Origin of the sequence: Paraburkholderia lebeckiae, from assembly GCF_050436325.1 — a bacterium.
Taxonomy (GTDB): Bacteria; Pseudomonadota; Gammaproteobacteria; order Burkholderiales; family Burkholderiaceae; genus Paraburkholderia; species Paraburkholderia tuberum.
Genome location: NZ_JBNDLZ010000002.1, coordinates 732,154 through 749,944 on the forward strand (window position 1 = coordinate 732,154; position 17,791 = coordinate 749,944).

The 17,791-nt window shown below is 62.7% G+C and carries 11 protein-coding genes and 2 pseudogenes; 2 read left to right on the forward strand and 11 right to left on the reverse strand.

The window, feature by feature from the left end; translation table 11 throughout:
- Window positions 1-187 precede the first annotated feature (187 nt).
- Complete coding sequence (locus tag OKW44_RS36975; RefSeq protein ID WP_503129139.1) at window positions 188-730, reverse strand: reverse transcriptase domain-containing protein; 543 nt, start codon at window positions 728-730, stop codon at window positions 188-190.
- A 148-nt stretch (window positions 731-878) separates the two neighbouring features.
- Here OKW44_RS36975 and OKW44_RS06395 point away from each other — a divergent pair.
- Window positions 879-1,635, forward strand: a pseudogene (locus OKW44_RS06395) (site-specific integrase); the annotation flags it as partial.
- 263 nt (window positions 1,636-1,898) lie between these two features.
- The gene (locus tag OKW44_RS06400) at window positions 1,899-7,313 is read left to right on the forward strand and encodes an AAA family ATPase (protein WP_018420946.1); all 5,415 of its coding nucleotides are present in this window, start codon (window positions 1,899-1,901) and stop codon (window positions 7,311-7,313) included.
- Window positions 7,314-8,133: 820 nt separating this feature from the next.
- Here OKW44_RS06400 and OKW44_RS06405 read toward each other — a convergent pair.
- The 10 genes and pseudogenes from OKW44_RS06405 to OKW44_RS06450 all read right to left on the reverse strand — a co-directional run bounded on the left by OKW44_RS06405 (window position 8,134) and on the right by OKW44_RS06450 (window position 17,448).
- Window positions 8,134-9,084 carry an NAD-dependent epimerase/dehydratase family protein gene (locus OKW44_RS06405; RefSeq protein ID WP_018420944.1) on the reverse strand — a complete coding sequence of 317 codons (951 nt, stop codon included), beginning with the start codon at window positions 9,082-9,084 and terminating at the stop codon, window positions 8,134-8,136.
- Window positions 9,081-10,085: a fumarylacetoacetate hydrolase family protein gene (locus tag OKW44_RS06410; RefSeq protein WP_018420943.1), complete on the reverse strand. Its 1,005-nt coding sequence runs from the start codon at window positions 10,083-10,085 to the stop codon at window positions 9,081-9,083. The genes OKW44_RS06405 and OKW44_RS06410 overlap by 4 nt, the downstream gene beginning before the upstream one ends.
- Entirely contained in the window at window positions 10,082-10,675 is a 594-nt protein-coding gene (locus tag OKW44_RS06415) for a cupin domain-containing protein (RefSeq protein WP_018420942.1), read from the reverse strand. Before OKW44_RS06415 ends, OKW44_RS06410 begins: the two co-directional genes overlap by 4 nt.
- The gene (locus OKW44_RS06420; protein WP_018420941.1) at window positions 10,672-11,475 is read right to left on the reverse strand and encodes a cyclase family protein; all 804 of its coding nucleotides are present in this window, start codon (window positions 11,473-11,475) and stop codon (window positions 10,672-10,674) included. The genes OKW44_RS06415 and OKW44_RS06420 overlap by 4 nt, the downstream gene beginning before the upstream one ends.
- Window positions 11,472-12,675 (reverse strand): annotated as a pseudogene (locus OKW44_RS06425) (MFS transporter). Before OKW44_RS06425 ends, OKW44_RS06420 begins: the two are co-directional and overlap by 4 nt.
- 34 nt (window positions 12,676-12,709) lie before the next feature.
- Window positions 12,710-13,837, reverse strand: coding sequence for an FAD-dependent oxidoreductase (locus OKW44_RS06430; RefSeq protein WP_051103795.1), 1,128 nt, complete (start codon window positions 13,835-13,837; stop codon window positions 12,710-12,712).
- Window positions 13,838-13,978: 141 nt separating this feature from the next.
- Window positions 13,979-14,383, reverse strand: coding sequence for a Rieske (2Fe-2S) protein (locus OKW44_RS06435; protein WP_018420937.1), 405 nt, complete (start codon window positions 14,381-14,383; stop codon window positions 13,979-13,981).
- Between the two features lie 13 nt (window positions 14,384-14,396).
- The gene (locus tag OKW44_RS06440; protein ID WP_018420936.1) at window positions 14,397-15,350 is read right to left on the reverse strand and encodes a VOC family protein; all 954 of its coding nucleotides are present in this window, start codon (window positions 15,348-15,350) and stop codon (window positions 14,397-14,399) included.
- 27 nt (window positions 15,351-15,377) lie between these two features.
- Window positions 15,378-16,538 (reverse strand): alpha/beta hydrolase family protein, encoded by a 1,161-nt coding sequence (locus OKW44_RS06445; RefSeq protein WP_018420935.1) that lies wholly within the window; start codon window positions 16,536-16,538, stop codon window positions 15,378-15,380.
- A gap of 19 nt (window positions 16,539-16,557) precedes the next feature.
- Complete coding sequence (locus OKW44_RS06450) at window positions 16,558-17,448, reverse strand: SphA family protein (RefSeq protein ID WP_018420934.1); 891 nt, start codon at window positions 17,446-17,448, stop codon at window positions 16,558-16,560.
- Between the last annotated feature and the right edge of the window lie 343 nt (window positions 17,449-17,791).

A 17,791-nucleotide genomic window follows, 5' to 3' on the forward strand; every position in this document is an offset into this window, starting at 1 on the left:
ACCTTGTGTCATGCGGAGGCAATAGGACGTTCGATTCAAGGGGAAAGGAAGCGCTAGCGTTTTTTGGATTTTTCGTGTGGATACCCAAAGCGTGCCGAGGCCCCAACCATTGCTGTCGTAATGTGAAGCTCAGGCATCGAGATGTCCCATCCATACCTGTGGATGTGTGAGTAGCACGCGTGGCCGCTTACGCTTTGTCGCTATCAGGGATCAATTCAATTGTAACGCGCAGGGTCGGCATCTCCCATCGCATAGCGGTTGGCCCTCGCGTCGGAAAACGCATGATGTCGCCCACCGTGTATACGGCAATAGTCTTCCATCCGCGCGAAATCGAGCAGTCCCCTGACTTGAAACGCCAACCAGCCGGGGACAATTCCTCAACCAGCGCGAGCAACAACTCCCAATCGCCGCCGTAGACGAAACACAGCACGCGCTCTGGGAGTGCAGGTGCTTCATCAGCAGACCCATCGGTCTCGTACTGGAAGCCCACCACCGTATCGTCAGCGTAACGCGACACAATGACTGTGCCGCGTGCCCTCTGGCGCCGCCAACGTTCTATCCACAAATCGAATACGTAGTGCAGGTAGATATTGGTGAGCAATGGTGAAATCACCGAACCCTGGGGTGTACCAGCCTGTACGGAAGTCAATCTGCCGTCGTCCAGCACACCTGCATCGAGCCATTTACCGGTCAGGCGAATAACTCGCAGGTCTGCCACCCGATGCTTCACGAAAACGGATCAACCATTGCCGGTTAACGGCGTCGAAAAAGCTCCAGATGTCGGAATACAGAATCCACGACCTGATTCTAGGGTTGGACAAGTCTGCCATCGGCACGCTGGTGGCGCGCAAAACGCGCTTCACGATGTTGCTGCACTTGTGCCCGCCCTGCATCCAATTGATTCGGTCGAACTGCCCGCCGGTCTCGATGGCCGCCACGGCACGAACCGCGCAACCGGCCACATCCAGGTCGCCGCGGCGACCGATCTCGACGCAGTCCGCGCGTGGCTTGCCCGTTTCGTCGAGACGAAGACGACGTTCGACAACTACCGCAAGGAAGCCGAACGGTTGCTGCTGTGGTCTACCCCGCAGATGGCGAAACCGCTCTTCCTCGCTCACGCACGAGGACCTGCTTGTCTATCAGCACTTTCTCGCCGATCCGCAACCCGTGGCACGGTGGACCGCTGACGGCGGACGCAAGCATCCACGCAGCGATCCGCGCTGGCGACCGTTCTATGGCGCCCTGTCGGAATCGAGCCAGCGACAGGCCATGGTGATCCTCAACGTCATGTTTGCGTGGCTCGTGCAGGCGGGCTATCTGGCCGGCAATCCCCTGTCGCTATCGCGCCAGCGCGCACGCCGGGCCAGGCCGCGCATCGTCCGGTATCTGTCGCCCGAACTGTGGCTCGAAGTCAAAACCTACATTCAGGGCATGTCCACGCAGACCGATCGCGAGCGTGAACATGACGCACGTGTGCGCTGGCTTTTCACCCTGCTCTATCTGGGTGGCTTGCGTATCACGGAGGTCGGCACGAATACGATGGGCCGGTTTTTCCGTCGGGGCGACGAAAACGGCAAGGATCGCTGGTGGCTCGAAGTGATAGGCAAAGGTAACAAGGAGCGGCTGGTGCCCGCAGTTGCTTCGGATGGTCTCAGTGATCGCTGACCGAAGTCTCCCTGACCATACCCCGACCTTTCCCTATGGCGTTAAGACCGCCGAAGTGTATGCTGACCGGGTATCGGTTTCTGTACGTCTCTGACGTGATGCGGCCTTGTAACCTGTGTTTTCAAGCACGCCCTTCCCTTTTAGCCGCAGCCGAGTGGCGGTGTTCCCTTCTTGAGCGGCAGCAGAGTGAAAGCGGAGTGCGGTGACGAACCCCACTGACGGTATGGGTGCCGATGAGTAATAGCCTTCAGATTCTTTGGGAGGATGGCGAGCGCATCCTGTGTCGAGGGTGGCATCCGGGCCATGGCGGCGGCCACAGCGTACTGGTTGCGCGGCCCGCCGCCGAGCATCCGCCACCCGCCAGCCTCGATCGCCTCGCTCACGAATTCGGGCTGAAGGACGAACTCGACGGCGCGTGGGCCGTGCGTCCGCTGGAGCTGGTGCGCGAAGGCGGCCGGATGCTGCTGGTGCTTGAGGATCCGGGCGGTGAGCCACTCGCGCGGCTGCTCGGCGCGCCCATGCCGGTGGAAAGTGTTTTGCGCCTCGCGGTCGGCATCGCTGCAGCGCTCGGCAAGTTGCACCAGCGTGGCCTCGTCCATAAGGACCTCAAGCCCGCCCATATCCTCGCGAACTGCGTGGACGGTCAGGCGCGGCTCACCGGCTTCGGCATCGCTTCGCGGCTCCTGCGTGAGCGACAGGCACCCGAGGCGCCTGACACCATTGCCGGTACGCTCGCCTATATGGCGCCCGAGCAGACTGGTCGGATGAATCGCTCAATCGATTCGCGTAGCGACCTCTATTCGCTCGGCATTACGCTCTATCAGATGCTCACCGGCGAGCTGCCATTTACGGCCGCTGATCCGATGGAATGGGTGCACTGCCACATCGCCCGAAAGCCGGTGCCGCCCGGCGCGCGGTTGGATACCGTCCCCGCTGCCCTCTCCCAGCTCGTCATGAAGCTGCTCGCCAAGACCGCCGAGGAGCGCTACCAGACTGCCGCCGGTGTGGAGCATGATCTTCGGCGCTGCATGGCCGAATCGCAGCCTCAGTGCCGCATCGATGACTTCCAACTGGCCGAACACGACACGCCCGACCGGCTGCTGGTCTCGGAGAAGTTGTATGGGAGGGCACGCGAGGTCGACAGTCTGCTTGCGGCCTTCGACCGCGTGGTGACGGGCGGCGCGCCCGAATTGGTGCTCGTCTCCGGCTATTCCGGCATCGGCAAATCCTCGGTTGTCAATGAGCTGCACAAGGTGTTGGTGCCGTCGCGGGGGCTGTTCGCCTCCGGCAAGTTCGACCAGTACAAGCGCGACATTCCCTATTCGACCCTGGTGCAGGCTTTTCAGGGTCTCGTGCGACCGCTGCTTGGCAAGAGCGACGCCGAGCTGGCGAGCTGGCGCGGCGCGTTCCTGGAGGCGCTGGACCCGAATGCACGGCTCATGACCGACCTCCTCCCAGAACTGAAACTCATCATCGGTGAGCCGCCACCGGTCCCGCAACTTGAGCCGCAGCAGGCGCAAAGCCGTTTCCGGCTCGCGTTCCGCCGATTCATGAGCGTCTTTGCCCGACCGGACCATCCGCTGGCGCTGTTTCTCGATGATCTGCAGTGGCTCGACGCAGCGACGCTCGACCTTCTGGATGATCTGCTGACCCAGTCGAATGTGCAACACCTGATGTTGATCGGCGCTTACCGCGAGAATGAGGTCGATGCCAGCCATCCGCTGATGCGCAAGCTTGAATCGATCAAGAACGCCGGCGCCAAGATCGAGGAGATCACGCTTGCGCCGCTCGCCGAGGAGGACATCGAACGGTTGACGGGCGATGCGCTTCACTGCGAGCCGGAGCGCGCCGCGCCGCTCGCGCGACTGGTGCAGGAGAAGACCGCCGGCAATCCGTTCTTCGTGATTCAGTTTCTGTATGCGCTCGCTGACGAGGACTTACTCACCTTCGATCATGAGGAGGCGTGCTGGTGCTGGGATCTCCATCGCATCCATGCCAAGGGTTACACGGAGAATGTCATCGACCTGATGGTCGGCAAGCTGACCCGCCTGCCGGCCGACACGCAGCAGGCGTTGCAGCAGTTCGCCTGCCTCGGCAACGTTGCCGCGATCGGGATGCTTTCGATCGTTCTGGGAACCTCGGAGGATCAGGTCCACGCGGTCCTGTGGGAGGCGCTTCGTCAGGGATTGGTTGAGCGGTCGGACGGATCCTACCGGTTTGTTCACGACCGGGTTCAGGAAGCCGCCTATTCGCTGATCCGGGAAGCGTCCCGCGCTGAGGTCCATCTTCGAATCGGAAGGCTGCTGCTGACGCACACGCCTGCCGAGAAACGGGACGCGTCGATCTTCGAGATCGTGGGTCAGCTCAACCGCGGCACCGCGCTGAATACTGAACAAGAACGTGAGCACCTCGCCGAGCTCAACCTGCTCGCCGGCCAGCGCGCCAAGGGGTCTACCGCCTACACCGCGGCACTCACCTATCTCAATGCCGGTGCGGCGCTGTTGGCGGAAGATGGCTGGGCGCGCCGGCGCGAACTGATCTTTGCGCTGGAGCTGAACCGGGCCGAATGCGAATTTTTGACCGGCCAGTTATTGGTCGCAGAGGCGCGATTGGCGGCGCTGTCCAATCGCGCCATGACAACGGTCGAAAAGGCCAGCGTCGCGTGCCTGCACATGGATGTCTGCACGACCCTCGATCAAAGCGGCCGCGCGGTCGCTGTTTGTCTCGACTACCTCCGGCATGTCGGTATCGAGTGGGCACCCCATCCGCAAGACGATGAGGTACGACGCGAATATGAGCGCATCGGGTCACGGCTTGCGGGCCGGACAATCGGGGAACTCGTCGATTTGCCGCCGATGGAAGACCCGGCATCCCTCGCGACCGTCACTGTCCTGGTTAGGGTCTTGCCGCCAGCCTTGTTTACGGATGCGAACCTGGCTTCGCTGACGGTCTGCAAGGCGGTCAGTCTCTGCCTTGAGCGTGGCAACTGCGATGCATCGTGTTTCGCCTATGTCCAGCTCAGCAGGATTGCCGGACCGCGTTTTGGCGACTATCAGGCTGGATTTCGATTCGGCCAGCTCGGCTACGAACTGGTCGAACGACGCGAGCTGAACCGCTTCGAGGCGAGCACCTATTTTTGCTTCGCGCTTTTTGTCGTGTTCTGGACAAAACACGTGCGGGCTTGCCGTGATCTGATGCGCCGCGCGTTCGACGCGGCTAACCGGATCGGAGACCTCACGCATGGGGCATACACGTGCAGCAGCCTCAACTCGGACCTGCTTTTCGCCGGCGAGCCGCTGCCTGACGTGCAACGCGAAGCCGAACATAGCCTTGCGTTCGCGGAGAAGGCGCGGTTCGGCCTAGTCATTGACATCATCACCACCCAACTCTCGCTGATCCGCACGCTGCGCGGCTTGACGCCGAAATTCGGTTGCTTTGACGACGGGCAGTTCAATGAACTTCGCACCGAATACCATCTGTCCAGCAATCCGGTTCTGGCGATCGCTGCATGTTGGTACTGGATCCGGAAAGTGCAGGCACGCTACATCGCCGGCGACTATGCGACGGCTTTGGACGCCGCATCGAAGGCGCAACGGCTGCTCTGGACCTCATCCTCACTCTTTGAGGAGGCGGAATATCACTTTTACGGCGCACTGGCGCGAGCCGCATGGTGCGACTGCGCAGCAGCGGGCGAGCGGCAGCAGCACCTGGACGCCGTGGTCGCGCATCACAGGCAACTTCAACTGTGGGCGGAGAATGGTCCGGAGAATTTCGAGAACCGCGCCGCACTGGTCGGTGCCGAGATCGCCCGCCTCGAAGGGCGCGATGGTGACGCGATGCGGCTCTACGAGCAGGCCATCCACTCGGCGCAGGCAAACGATTTTGTCCACCATGAGGCGCTTGCCAATGAACTCGCGTCCCGCTTCTACGCGGCGCACGGTCTTGAGAAAATTGCCCGAGTGTATTTGCAGGACGCCCGCTACGGCTACCTGCGTTGGGGAGCCGACGGGAAGGTCCGGCAACTAGACGAGGAGTATCCGTACCTTAGGACGGAAGAGTCCGCGCCCACCCCGACGAGCACAATCTCGGCGCCGGTCGAACACCTCGACCTCGCCACCATGATCAAGGTATCGCAGGCTGTGTCGGGCGAGATCGTGCTTGAGAAGCTGATTAAAACGCTGATGCGAACAGCGATTGAACAGGCCGGAGCTGAGCGTGGGCTGCTAATTTTGCTGTGCGGCGGTGAACAGCACGTTGCCGCAGAAGCTACGACCCGCCTCGACTCGACTCATGTGGAACTGTGCGACGTTCCAGTGAGCACCGCGTTGTTGCCAGAGTCAGTCCTCTTCCACGTCCTGCGCACCCGGGAGAGCCTCGTTTTTGACGATGCCGCACTCGAGCCATCGTTTGCGGGGGACCCCTACCTCCGCCAGCGGAGGGCGCGTTCTGTTCTCTGCCTGCCCTTGATCAATCAGGCCACGCTCATCGGCGCGCTGTACCTCGAAAACAATCTGACCACGCGCGTCTTCGCGCCGGCCCGGGTTGTGGTGCTCCGGCTCCTTGCTTCGCAGGCGGCGACCTCACTCGAGAATACCCGTTTGTACCGCGGCCTCGAACACCGCGAAGCCAAGATCCGGCGCCTGGTCGACGCCAATATCATTGGTATTTTCATATGGGATCTCGAGGGTCACATTCTCGAGGCCAACGACGCGTTTCTGCGCATCGTGGGTTACGACCGCGATGACCTCATGGCGGGCCGGCTACGCTGGATGGACCTCACGCCACCGGAATGGCTCGCCCGTGACCTGAGTCAATGGATACCACAGCAGAAAGTGACTGGGCGTCTGGAACCCTTCGAAAAGGAGTACTTCCGCAAAGACGGCAGCCGCGTGCCCGTGCTGATCGGCGTCGCCACGTTCGAGGAGGGCGGAAACGAGGGTGTCGCGTTCGTGCTCGATCTGACGGAACGCAAGGAAGCAGAGCACCGCTTGCGTGAGTCCTACGAGATGCTGCGAGAGCTCACCTCCCGTCGGGAGACGGCTCGGGAGGAAGAGCGCAAGCACATTGCACGGGAAATGCACGACGAACTGGGACAGCACCTTACCGCGCTTCGCATGAGGGCGTCGATGTTAGCCCTGCAGTTTGGCAAGGACCTCCCAGCGCTGGCCGAACAGGCCCAGGCACTGACGGCGCTGGTGGACAACACCATGCGGGTTGTCCGGGGTGTCATCGCGTCGCTACGCCCTGCAGCACTGGACGCAGGCATTGGGGCTGCGCTCGAGTGGCTCGCTGCAGAATTCAACCGCAACCCGCGCACGGTGTGTCTCCTCCGCGTGCGGGACGAAAACCTTGTACTGAGCGAGGACCGCGCCATCGTGCTGTTTCGCGTAGTCCAGGAGGCGCTGACCAATGTTGCCCGTCACGCTGCGGCCAGCCAGGTGATCATCACGCTCGAGCGAACGCCGGATTCCTGTCTGCTGGAAGTACGGGACGACGGTCAAGGATTCGATCCTCTGGCGACCAGAAAAAGATCGTTCGGACTGGCGGGAATGGAGGAGCGCGTCCTGATGCTGGGTGGCCGGATCGTTGTTGTCAGTTCACCGGGAAACGGCTGCGCGATCACCGTGCACCTTCCTGTTTTTCCATGAGACCGGGTACGCGACTGACATGATGTACACATGAAGGTCCGGCTGCGGAGGGCGGATCGAACCGCTGGATGCAACGCACTCCTACGCAGCAACGGTGTTCGAGCCTTACTGGGTAATGGATCTGCGGTGAGAACACGAACCCGCTCGCCCGGTACGCCCTTGCTGCACAGGGCGCACAGGTTCATATCTCGGCATGGCCGGCCATTTGGCCGACCCGTCCGCCGAATTCTAGTGCGAATTTCGACAATCTTGCGGCGAATCGAACCTCTCGCAGGGAGTCATTCGCTCGAGGGAGGCTTTCGGCATCTTGAACGCAGGGTTCATGGACAAGACGACGCTCGACGCGTTGCTTTCCAACGGCGACTCAGTTCCTCTACCCGATCGGAGCTGCGATTGGCGACACACTGCAAAAAGAAGAGGGAATCGGCTACGCGACCTTCAAACTTGAACAGTGTGCGGAGTCAAAACAGTTTCATGACATCGTCGGCTATTACAACCAGTTTGACGTCTTTGACCTCGTCATCGACCGTCGACGACTCAGCCCAGCGACATTCAAGGACGAGGCAGAAGTGGAGCGTCAAGTGGCGTCCGTCGCAGCAAAGCCCTCTCTCAATCGGGCTGCCGAATCGACCGAGTGTTAGTCAGTTCGCCACGGTGCCATGGCATGCGCACGATGCGGCAGCGGCACCAACCTGCCGATCGTCGCTGCGAGCTCCGTGTATTCACCCAGGTTTATGGAACTCGGCGGTGACACCGCGAACGTGTCGGCAGAACCGGCCGCCGTGAAACGACGTTTTGTGTCCGCCCACAGCGTTGCGTTTCAATCGTCGCTCAGCGCGCGAGCGATCAGGGAATCGACGGTGCCGTCGTGCTGGAAACCGGCCTCGACTGCGCGCCGGTCCATCAGTGGTGGCTGACGGCCAAACAGGCGCTCGATCCGGTCGTCGGGAGAATAGTCGACGCGGGCCGAGCCGAAGCGAACCGCGAGCGCGTCGACGATCCTCTTCACTTCAAGGTGCAGCACCGGAGGTGTCCACACACGTTGGGCATGCAGTCCGTCGGCTGACAGGCGCGCCGCATGCAACAGATTGTCGACGCAACACGGACGCGACATCCACCATGCGCTCGCCGACGGCGAAACCGGACACGTGTAACGCTGGCCGAGTTGCGCCGCGCGAAAGATCGCGCTCATGAAAGCGGAGCCATGCCCCGCCGACAGACCCGGCCGCGCGACAATTCCGGGCAGGCGCAGCGAACGGCCATCGAGCTTGCCGCGGCGCGTCCAGTCCGACAGAAGCTGTTCGCCGACCAGCTTGTGCACGCCGTAACTGGTCGTCGGCTTGGGCAGAGTGTGTTCGTCCATCAGCGGCGGGAGCGGCGCGCCGTACACGGCCACACTGCTCGCGAATACGACCCGCGGCACCCGCGAATGCGCTTGCGCCTGTTGCGCGAGCCGCTCGAACAGCGCGAGCGTCGCACACAGATTGACGCGGTCGCCGAGAGCGTGGTCGGCTTCGGCCTGGGCCCCGGGCACGCTTGCCAGATGAAAGACGATATCGACAGGTTCCGACAGCAGCGAATCAAGCGTGCGCGGCGCACCGAAATCGCCGGCGAGAAGGCTGACCCGAGCGTGTTCGGGAGCGTTGTAGAACGCCTGATCGACCAGCAGAAGTTGCGACACGTCGCCGGCGCAGGCGACGCCTTCACTCAATAGCCGCTGAACCAGCGCGCGACCGACAAAACCGTTGGCCCCCGTTACGAGGACTCTCATTGTTGCGCCTCGCCTTTGCCGGCCATCGCCGCCCGCACCACGCGCTGATCGATCGTGCCGAAGGGCGCACCGCCGTCTTCGTCGCGCGCTGTCATGTTGACCCGGTCGCCGAAGCGCATGAAGGCCGTCCTCGCCTGCCCCTCATCGACGATCTCGATCACGCGGCGCTCCGCGATGCATGCTGACCCCGCCGCGCGGTCAACGTTGGATACCGTGCCCGAGCCGATGATCGTCCCCGCCGACAACTTGCGCGTACGCGCCGCGTGTGCGATCAGTTCGCCAAATCCAAAGTTCATCTCGCTTCCGCACGGGTGCCCGAACCACTGCCCGTTCCACTCGACGTGCAAGCGCAGATGCACGCGGCCATCGCGCCACTGATTACCCAGTTCGTCGGGCGTGAGCGCGACGGGCGCGAAGCTGGTCGAAGGCTTGGCTTGCAGAAACCCGAAGCCGCTTTTCATTTCGCGCGGTCCAAACCCGCGCAGGCTCCAGTCGTTGATCTGCACGACGAGACGAATATGCTTCATTGCGTCAGTCGCCGACACACCCATCGGCACGCCGTCGACAACCACGCCGAACTCGCCTTCGAAGTCGATGCCGTCGCGCTCATCCGGCAGCCGCACGTCTTCGGTCGGACCCAGGAAGTCGTCGCTCGCGCCCTGGTACATGACTGGCACGGTATCGAATTCGGGAATCGGCGGCGTGTTAAATGCACGCTCCATCAAACGGCCGTGATTGAGAAACGCGGAACCGTCGCACCATTGCGGACTGCGCGGCAACGGCGCGGAGCAGGCGGCCGGATCGAACGCAAAAGCATCGGCGGCATGGCCGTCATTGAGTTCTTCGTAACGCGTTTGCAAGCGAGGCGCGACGTCCGTCCAGTGCTCGATCGCATCGAGCAGCGTGTCGGCAATTCCCGTTGCCTTCACGGCATGACGAAGGTCGCGCGAGACGACGAGCAGCGTGCCGTCGCGATGACCGCGCAAAGTGGCCAGTTTCATCGTGTTTCGGTCTCCATCGACGTGTTGAGCGCCGCCGCAATGGCGCTGTCATAGGTGCCGTCGATCAGCACGAACAACATCCGGCAGACCCGGTTCGAGCGGTTGGCCCACGCGTGATTGGTCCCGCGCTGGATCACGACGCTGCCCGGCGCGAGCGCCACTTCACCCTCGTCAAGAATCAAGGTCATTTCGCCCTCGATCACGACGCCGTAGTCGATCGACTCAGTGCGATGCATCAGCGGATGCGGAGAATCGCCCTGCACCGTCGACACATTGGCATCGCCCGTTTCGCTGAACGCCGCTTGCATTTGCGACGCGCCTTGCGCGAGAAACTCCTGCGTATCCGGCGGAATGTCGACAAAGCGAAAACGCGTGCCTTGTTCCGGCGGCGGCAGCATCAAGGGTCCGGCGGTCGGGTCCGGCCCGTTGTCCACGCAGGCCGGGCTGCCTGCCGTCGACCAGACTTCGTGAAAGACCGTGCCTTGAATGGCCTTGATATCGACGACGCTTGGCAATGGACCATCGGAGGCGACGATGGCGCGCCCGCGCAAGTCGTGGCCCGTGACGATCCGGCGAATCGGCGGCATCATGCCGGCACCTCGTCGAATATCGCAACGGCACGCGTCCAGCCGGCCGACGCGCCGCGAATCTTGTGCGGAAAGCAACTGATCGTGAAGCCATGCGGCGGCAGCGCTTCGAGGTTGTGCAGCTTCTCGAGATGGCAATAGCCGATGTCGCGCCCGGCCTTATGGCCTTCCCAGATCAGCGAGGCGTCGCCTGTCTCGGCGATCTTCTTCGCGGTGTAGGAGAAAGGCGCATCCCAGCTCCATGCGTCGGTGCCGGTGAGCCGTACGCCGCGCTCCAGCAGATACATGGTGGCCTCGTAGCCCATTCCGCAACCGGCATTGACGTAATCGCCATGTCCATAGCGCGAACCGGCGCGCGTATTCACGACGACGATGTCGAGCGGTTCCAGTTCATGGCCGATCCGCGCAAGTTCTCGCTCGACGTCCGCAGCCGTCGCGACATAGCCGTCTGGGAAGTGACGGAAGTCGAGCTTCACGCCGGGCTGAAAACACCATTCGAGCGGAACCTGGTCGATCGTGGTCGAAGGCTTCGGGTCGCCGAGGCACGCGTCCATCGTGGAATGGAAATGCCAGGGCGCGTCGAGGTGCGTGCCGCTATGCGTCGTCAACGTGACCCATTCGGCCGCGGCCGCTTCGCCGTCGGGAAAGTCTTCGACCTTCGTTCCCGGCAGCATGGCCATGAATTCACCTATCGTGTCGGCATGCCTCTGGTAGGTGATCTTCGGCGCGAGCGGCGGCGGATCGGAGAGCACATCGTTTTCAAGGTAGATCGAAAGATCGATAAAGCGTCGATTCGGCTTCATTCGGAGATTCCCGCAATGCGTGTACGAGGAGCAAGCCGTGAAAAGCAGAAGATCGCGATTGCGGCAATCGCCACCGCCGCCACACCGAGACTGCCGTAACCGGAAAGCTTGACGAGCGTGCCGCCAAGAATCGGGCCGATGGCGGCACCCGTCATGAGCATCGCCGGCGTCGCCGCTACCGCACGGCCGGTTCTGTCGAGGCGCGCGAGCATGCCGAACGCAAAGGTGTGGGTGAAAATCATCACCGCAGCAAAGACCGAAACGGAAGCCGCATACGGTGCGAACGAGGAACTCTGCGTGACTGTCACCGCGATGACTGCTTGCGCCAGCGCCCCGTACTGCACGACTCGCACGCCGGGCAAGCGCGATTCGAGAAAGCCCGCGAGCGGCGCGGGGATCAGATTGACCAGACCGAGCGCGATGAGAACACCCGTGACAGCGGAGAAACCGAAGCCGCGATCGAGCCCAATGCGCTGCACGAAGGCGAACACCATGGCCTGCGTCAGTCCCATGCAGGCGACGCCGATCATGCCGAACCAGACCGCGCGTTCGAGCCGCGACTCGCTTTTCGTCGCGCCGGTATCGCGCGCATGGGTCGCCGGAAATGCTGCCGCCGACACCAGCGCGGCGACGGCCATCACGCCGGCGAACACCTCGAAAAGCGCCCTGCCGCCGTGGACCGCAATCAATCCCGGCGTGATGCCGAGAAACGCGATCGCAAAACATCCCAGCGACAACCCGGCAATCGCAAACAGTCTGTGGGGGCTCCGGCTGCGGCCAATGGTTCCATGCGTCGCTCAGACTGCTGCCGACAGCAAGCCCGGCCACGACATGCAGACCCGCCATCAACTCATAGCGATCGATCGCCGCGGCTACTGCGAATGCAACGGCCGTGATAGCGAAGCCGGCCGGCACAATGAAGCGCGCCCGCAAGCGGTTCAAACGCGGCGACAGGAAAACGCTGCTCGCGACTGCGCCGACCAGAAACAGCGTGGCCAGCGAACCGGCCTGCTGTGGATCGAGGTGATAGTCGCCGATCAGCGTGCCGACCCAGACCGGCAGCGCGACGAGATCGACCATGCCGGCGCAATGCGCGACGAGCAGCGCCACCACGCCGGCTCCGCCGTACCGCGTGACTGCGTGCGCGCCGGACTGCACGGCCGGTTGTCGCGCGGCATCCGCTGTGATGTGCTCTACCATTTCGTTCGCCCTCCTTGGCATCAGATCGGTTGGCTCAGATTGGTTGAACGAGGCTCGTCAGCGTCTCGCGCATGATCTGGGCGTGTTCCGCCTTGTCACCTCCGCAGATCTCGATCTCGCCAAGCCGGCCCGAGTTCTCGACGACGATGCGGCAGCGTTCCCAACGGCGCGCCTGGAAGGCGAGCAAAGCCGCTTCGAGCGTCGCGCCTCGGCCCAGCTCCTCGGCGAGCACGATGCCGTCCTCGACGCCGATGCCCGCTCCGGCAGCCATATGTGGCGTCGTGGCGTGCACCGCGTCGCCGATGAGCACCACGCGTCCAGCAAACCAGGGTTGCGGCACGAGCAGCCGTTCCAGCGGCCGGTAGATGACCGTCGACTGCGGCCCGATCTGGTCACGAATCGACTGCACGAGCGGTGCGCTGAAAGGCGCCAGCAGATCACGCAGCATCTCAGGCCAGCGCTCCGGGTCGAGGCGCTCGTTGGTCGGACGATCCTCGGTGACGAAGACGTACATCTCGTCGTGCGAAACGGGATTCACGCCGGCCTTGACCTTATGTCCCATCCACATGGTCGCGCAGACGATTTCCGCCCGCCGCGGCACGACCGCACGCCAGATGCCCTGGCCGGTGTAGCGCGGCTGAGGCGCATCGGGGAATACTGCTTGCCGCACTTTCGAGTAGAGGCCATCGGCGCCGATCACGAGGTCATACGTGGCCTGCGTGCCGTCGGTCAGCGTCACGTCGACGCCGTCGTCGCGTTGCACGATGTGCGAGAACGTGCAGCCGAGGCGCACCTGCACGCCGGCTGCCCGGGTCGCCTGCGCAAGAATGTCGGCCAGCACCGGCCGCATGATCGCGCCGCCGCCCGGAATGTCGGGACCGGCTACGCGAGGCGTCGGCAGTTGTCCCAGCGGCGCGCCGCCCGATGTGAAGAGATCGACGCCGTCGCCGCAGTAGCCGCGCTCCATCACCGCATCCACGACGCCGATCGTCTTCAATGCGCGCAGCGTCGGGCCGCCAATGCTAATGCCGGCGCCATACGCGCGCCACTCGCGGTCGATCTCCACGAGATCGACCTTCAGCCCCTGCTTTACGCATTGAATCGCGGCGGCCATGCCGGAAAAGCCGCCTCCGACTATGAGGACATGCCGAACGGAAGTCATGCTGGTGTCTCCTGGTTTCATCTCGCACCCGCGAACGTCGTAAGCGAGCGTCTTTTGTGTTTTCGGATGATGTGCGTCGGGTGTGCCAATCGGTGTTGACCGTCGCACTTCTTTGCTCGCGCCATGCGTGCCATGCGCGCGTTATGTTTCGCCTTCCGGTTCGCCTTCTTTGCCCACCCGCGACGCAGAACCAGGCGGCATGAAAACGCTCACGTCGCCGTCTTCCGTCACTGTCGTGTCGAGCCGCGTCAAGCGTTGGCCCAGACACGGTCCCACGAGGCATTCGCCGGTCGCGATATCGAACTGCGCACCGTGCGCGTGGCAGACGATACGTGTGCCGTCGCCATTCAGGTACGCGTCCTTGCGCCACGCCATCGGTGTGCCGCCGTAGTGCGGACACGCATCCAGATACGCAAACACTTCACCGTCGCAGCGAACGAGCAGCAACGTATCGCGCCCCTGCCCCGCGGGATCGAAGCCTCGCGAGCCGGGGTCGTCGAGTTCATCGAAGGCGATCAGACGGATTGGCAACGCCGCAACCGACATGACGACGCCCGTGCTAGCCGGCGGCTTTCGCCGGTGCGGCGGGCGGTCCGCCTGGTGCCCATTTCTCGCGATGCTGGAACAGGAACAACTGCGAAGCGTCAGCGCCCATCGGCGCGGTTCGCGCAGCCCAGCCATCGTCATGAAGGTCCATATCCGCGTCGTACTCGACGTGGCAACCCAACGGGCTGTTGAAGTACCAGAACCAGTTCGATCCGAACCGGTGACGCCCCGGCCCCCAGAACGACTGATAGCCCTTCTCGACAAAGCGTGTGCCGGCTTGCAGCACCTCCGTCGGTCCGCCCATGTGGAAAGTGAAGTGCTCGCAGCCCTTCATGAACGGCGGCGTCTGGATCATGAACAGCGTGTGATGATCGAGCGTGCCCGCCGGCCGCAGGAATGGCCCGACGCCGGTGAAGCGGTCCGAGCAGCGAAAGCCGAGACGTTCGACATAGAACGCTTCCGCCTTCTCAGCGTCCGGCACGAAATAGACGACGTGCGAAAGCGAGCGAGGCGTGAGGTCGGCGTTGTCGTTTACCGCGACCACGTTCGGTGCGCGCTGCGCCGGCGCGCCGGGTGCGTTGACGGACTCCGCGGGCAGCGCAAGCGGACGTCTCACCGTGATCTGGAAGCCGAGGGCAAAGCCCATGTCGTCGACTGATTCGATCGAGCCGTCCGGGAGTTGCCGTACTTCACGGTCCCGTTGCAGTTCGGCCGCGATCGCATGCAACGTTGCGGCGTCGGCCACGCCATAGGTCGTCTTGCGCAACATGCTTCCCGTGGCAAACGCGGGCGCCAAAGCCGGATCGTCGGCGCGCCTGATTTCGATCGCGGTGCCGTCCAGTGCTTCAAAGCGGCCGCCGGCTTCGCCCGCACGCACGGGCACGAGGCCGTAGTCGAGAAGGTACCGGTTGCAGCTTGCCACGTCGTCCGCGCCGAAGACGAGCGTATCGGGTCCGATGATATTCATGAGCTCGAGTTCAAGTTAAAAGATGAGTCAGAGAGCGGTACGGCCGCCCAGGGTTTCGGCCACCCAGTCGGCGATGTAGTGGCCTGCGTTGATCGAATTGTCGAAGCTGGAGTGTTGAACGCCGCCTTCGCGGTCGGTAAATATCTTCAGCTCACGCTTCGGACTGTTGACGAGCTGCTCATAAGTGCGGTGCGCCCAGGCTACGGGAATCTGCGAATCCTTCTCGCCGTGCGTCACGAGAAACGGCACCTTGATGCGATCTAGCACGCCGTCGAGATGAACGTTCTCCGCGATCTGCATGAATTCTTCGACGTCGTTCGCGCCCCACACCCAACGGACGTGATCCCAGTAGTGCGGAACCGGGAAATTGCCTTCGCGCTGCAGGCGTTTTTTCTGCACGTCGCGCCAGTCGTGATTTGCGCCCCAGACCACACCGCACGCGAAGCGCGGCTCGAAAGCCACTGCACGCGGGCAGTAATAGCCGCCGAGCGAGACGCCTTCCATGCCGATGCGCTTGTGATCGATGTCGTCGCGCGTCTCCAGCCAGTCCACGATCCGGCTCGCCCACACTTCGGAGTTGTACACGGCATGCAGGCCGTTAACGCGCAGCGCTTCGCCGGTGCCCGGCTGATCCACGATCAACGACGACACACCGCGTGCCGCCAGCCAAGCCGGCAATCCGACGAGGTATTTCATTTCCTTCGTGGAGTCGAGCCCGTTCACTTGCACGAGCAACGGGCTGCGCGCGCCGGCGTCCTTCGCCTTGACCAGCAAGGCGGACAGTTGGCCGTTGCCGTATGGAATCGTTACGCGCTCGCAGTCCTCTCCGAGCAGCTTGACGCCCTTCGCGAACGTATCTAGCGAACGCCGGTACAGATCGACGCGTGCCGGGGCGCCGTGCGCCTGCAGCCGTTCGCAGGTGATCAGGTAGATAGCGGCGCGCTTGAGCTTTTCCCCGGCCGACAGCAGCCGGCCGCGCGCTTCATCCTCGTTCGCGAGATCGCACAGGCGGTCGGCCATGCCCGACCATACTTGCCTGAACGCGCGGGTACCTTCCGCGTCGGGCTGCTTCGCGGCCTCCTGCAAAGGCGCGCACATTGCCTCTATCTCACCGATGCGCGCGCCGGCCTCGATCGCGAGATCGACGGACAGGTTCCAGACGTAATTCGTGGAGAAATAACGAAACATGCAAGTCCTTCAAAGTTGATTAGTGGCCCGTAGCAGGTCCCGGCGGCTTCGCCCACAACGGAATCGCGACGTTCAGCCAGACCGCGTTGCTCTTCGAGGTGTTGGCCGCGTAAATGCCCTGCTGATAGTTGAGGTTGATGTTGAATTTGCCCGCGTCGTAGACGATCGACGGTCCAAGCCCGAGCGTCTTTGCCCGGTTGCCGACAATTACCGACCCGTTCTGCCGGTCGTCCGTGAACTGGTTCAGGTACGCGCCCACTAGGCCCAGCTTCCATTTGCCGAGGTTCCATCCGGCCGCGAATTCGCCGACGTAGGCCGTGCCCGACCGGTAGCCTGTCGCGCCGTTTTCACGGTTGACCATCAGGCGGTTGGCGACGCCAAGGTCGATACCGTTGGGCACGTTGTAACGCAGCGAGACGACCGGTTGCAGCGACGTATAGCCCACGGCCACGCTCGGTTTCGACGGGCTATACGAACCCGTCTCGAATGCAATGTCGAAGCCGCTGGTGAAAGTCAGATTCCGCGCGAGGCCCCAGCTCATGATGATCGGAGACAGCGTGACGTTGGACAGTCCGTTCTGCGTGCCTTGCTGTCCGGCGATGTTCGTATGCAGCGACACGACCGGCAACACGAGTTGCGAATACACATGGGCGCCCAGCACCATGAACGGATACGAGGCGAGCAAACGCGTGGTCGCCGAAAACGCCGACGAATGAAATGGCACCGGCAGCTTCTCGCCGTTGTTGCCGTAAAGCCCATTCGAAAAGCTGTAACTGAATTGCTCCAGAGCGAACAATCCGGGTATCGGCGGCATCTCCGCGATGTTGGTGCCCACCGCGCCTGCCGGATAGGGAGAAACCCCGCTTTCCAGAGCACAGGCGTTCTTCGATCCGAGCGCGGCAAACATCATGCAGCCTACGGAAGCGGCGGCGGCCGCAGCAAATCCTCTACGCAACTTCGTCTCCTCATCGCCTGCAGCTCATGGGCATGCCGGACGTGTCTCTTATCGTTGACTGGATGCGGCGAAGCGCAGATATGGCGCATCGACGCTGCCAGCACCTCCCGATTCACATGGTTGTTTTCGATCGTGTCGGGATGGGCTTTAGATTAAGATGCGCTCGCGTAGCACTCAAATGGATTGCATCCATTCGATCTATGGGTCGCCTGAATACTTTCAGGAGAAACCCTAATGCCGGTCGCCGCTGACGCGTATCCATACGGCATGGCGGACCACAATGAACGGAGACAACGCC

Coding starts and splice junctions, on each gene's coding strand:
- OKW44_RS06400 (WP_018420946.1), top strand. CDS start 1,899: ATGAGTAATAGCCTTCAGATTCTTTGGGAGGATGGCGAGCGCATCCTG.
- OKW44_RS06405 (WP_018420944.1), bottom strand. CDS start 9,084: ATGAGAGTCCTCGTAACGGGGGCCAACGGTTTTGTCGGTCGCGCGCTG.
- OKW44_RS06410 (WP_018420943.1), bottom strand. CDS start 10,085: ATGAAACTGGCCACTTTGCGCGGTCATCGCGACGGCACGCTGCTCGTC.
- OKW44_RS06415 (WP_018420942.1), bottom strand. CDS start 10,675: ATGATGCCGCCGATTCGCCGGATCGTCACGGGCCACGACTTGCGCGGG.
- OKW44_RS06420 (WP_018420941.1), bottom strand. CDS start 11,475: ATGAAGCCGAATCGACGCTTTATCGATCTTTCGATCTACCTTGAAAAC.
- OKW44_RS06430 (WP_051103795.1), bottom strand. CDS start 13,837: ATGACTTCCGTTCGGCATGTCCTCATAGTCGGAGGCGGCTTTTCCGGC.
- OKW44_RS06435 (WP_018420937.1), bottom strand. CDS start 14,383: ATGTCGGTTGCGGCGTTGCCAATCCGTCTGATCGCCTTCGATGAACTC.
- OKW44_RS06440 (WP_018420936.1), bottom strand. CDS start 15,350: ATGAATATCATCGGACCCGATACGCTCGTCTTCGGCGCGGACGACGTG.
- OKW44_RS06445 (WP_018420935.1), bottom strand. CDS start 16,538: ATGTTTCGTTATTTCTCCACGAATTACGTCTGGAACCTGTCCGTCGAT.
- OKW44_RS06450 (WP_018420934.1), bottom strand. CDS start 17,448: ATGATGTTTGCCGCGCTCGGATCGAAGAACGCCTGTGCTCTGGAAAGC.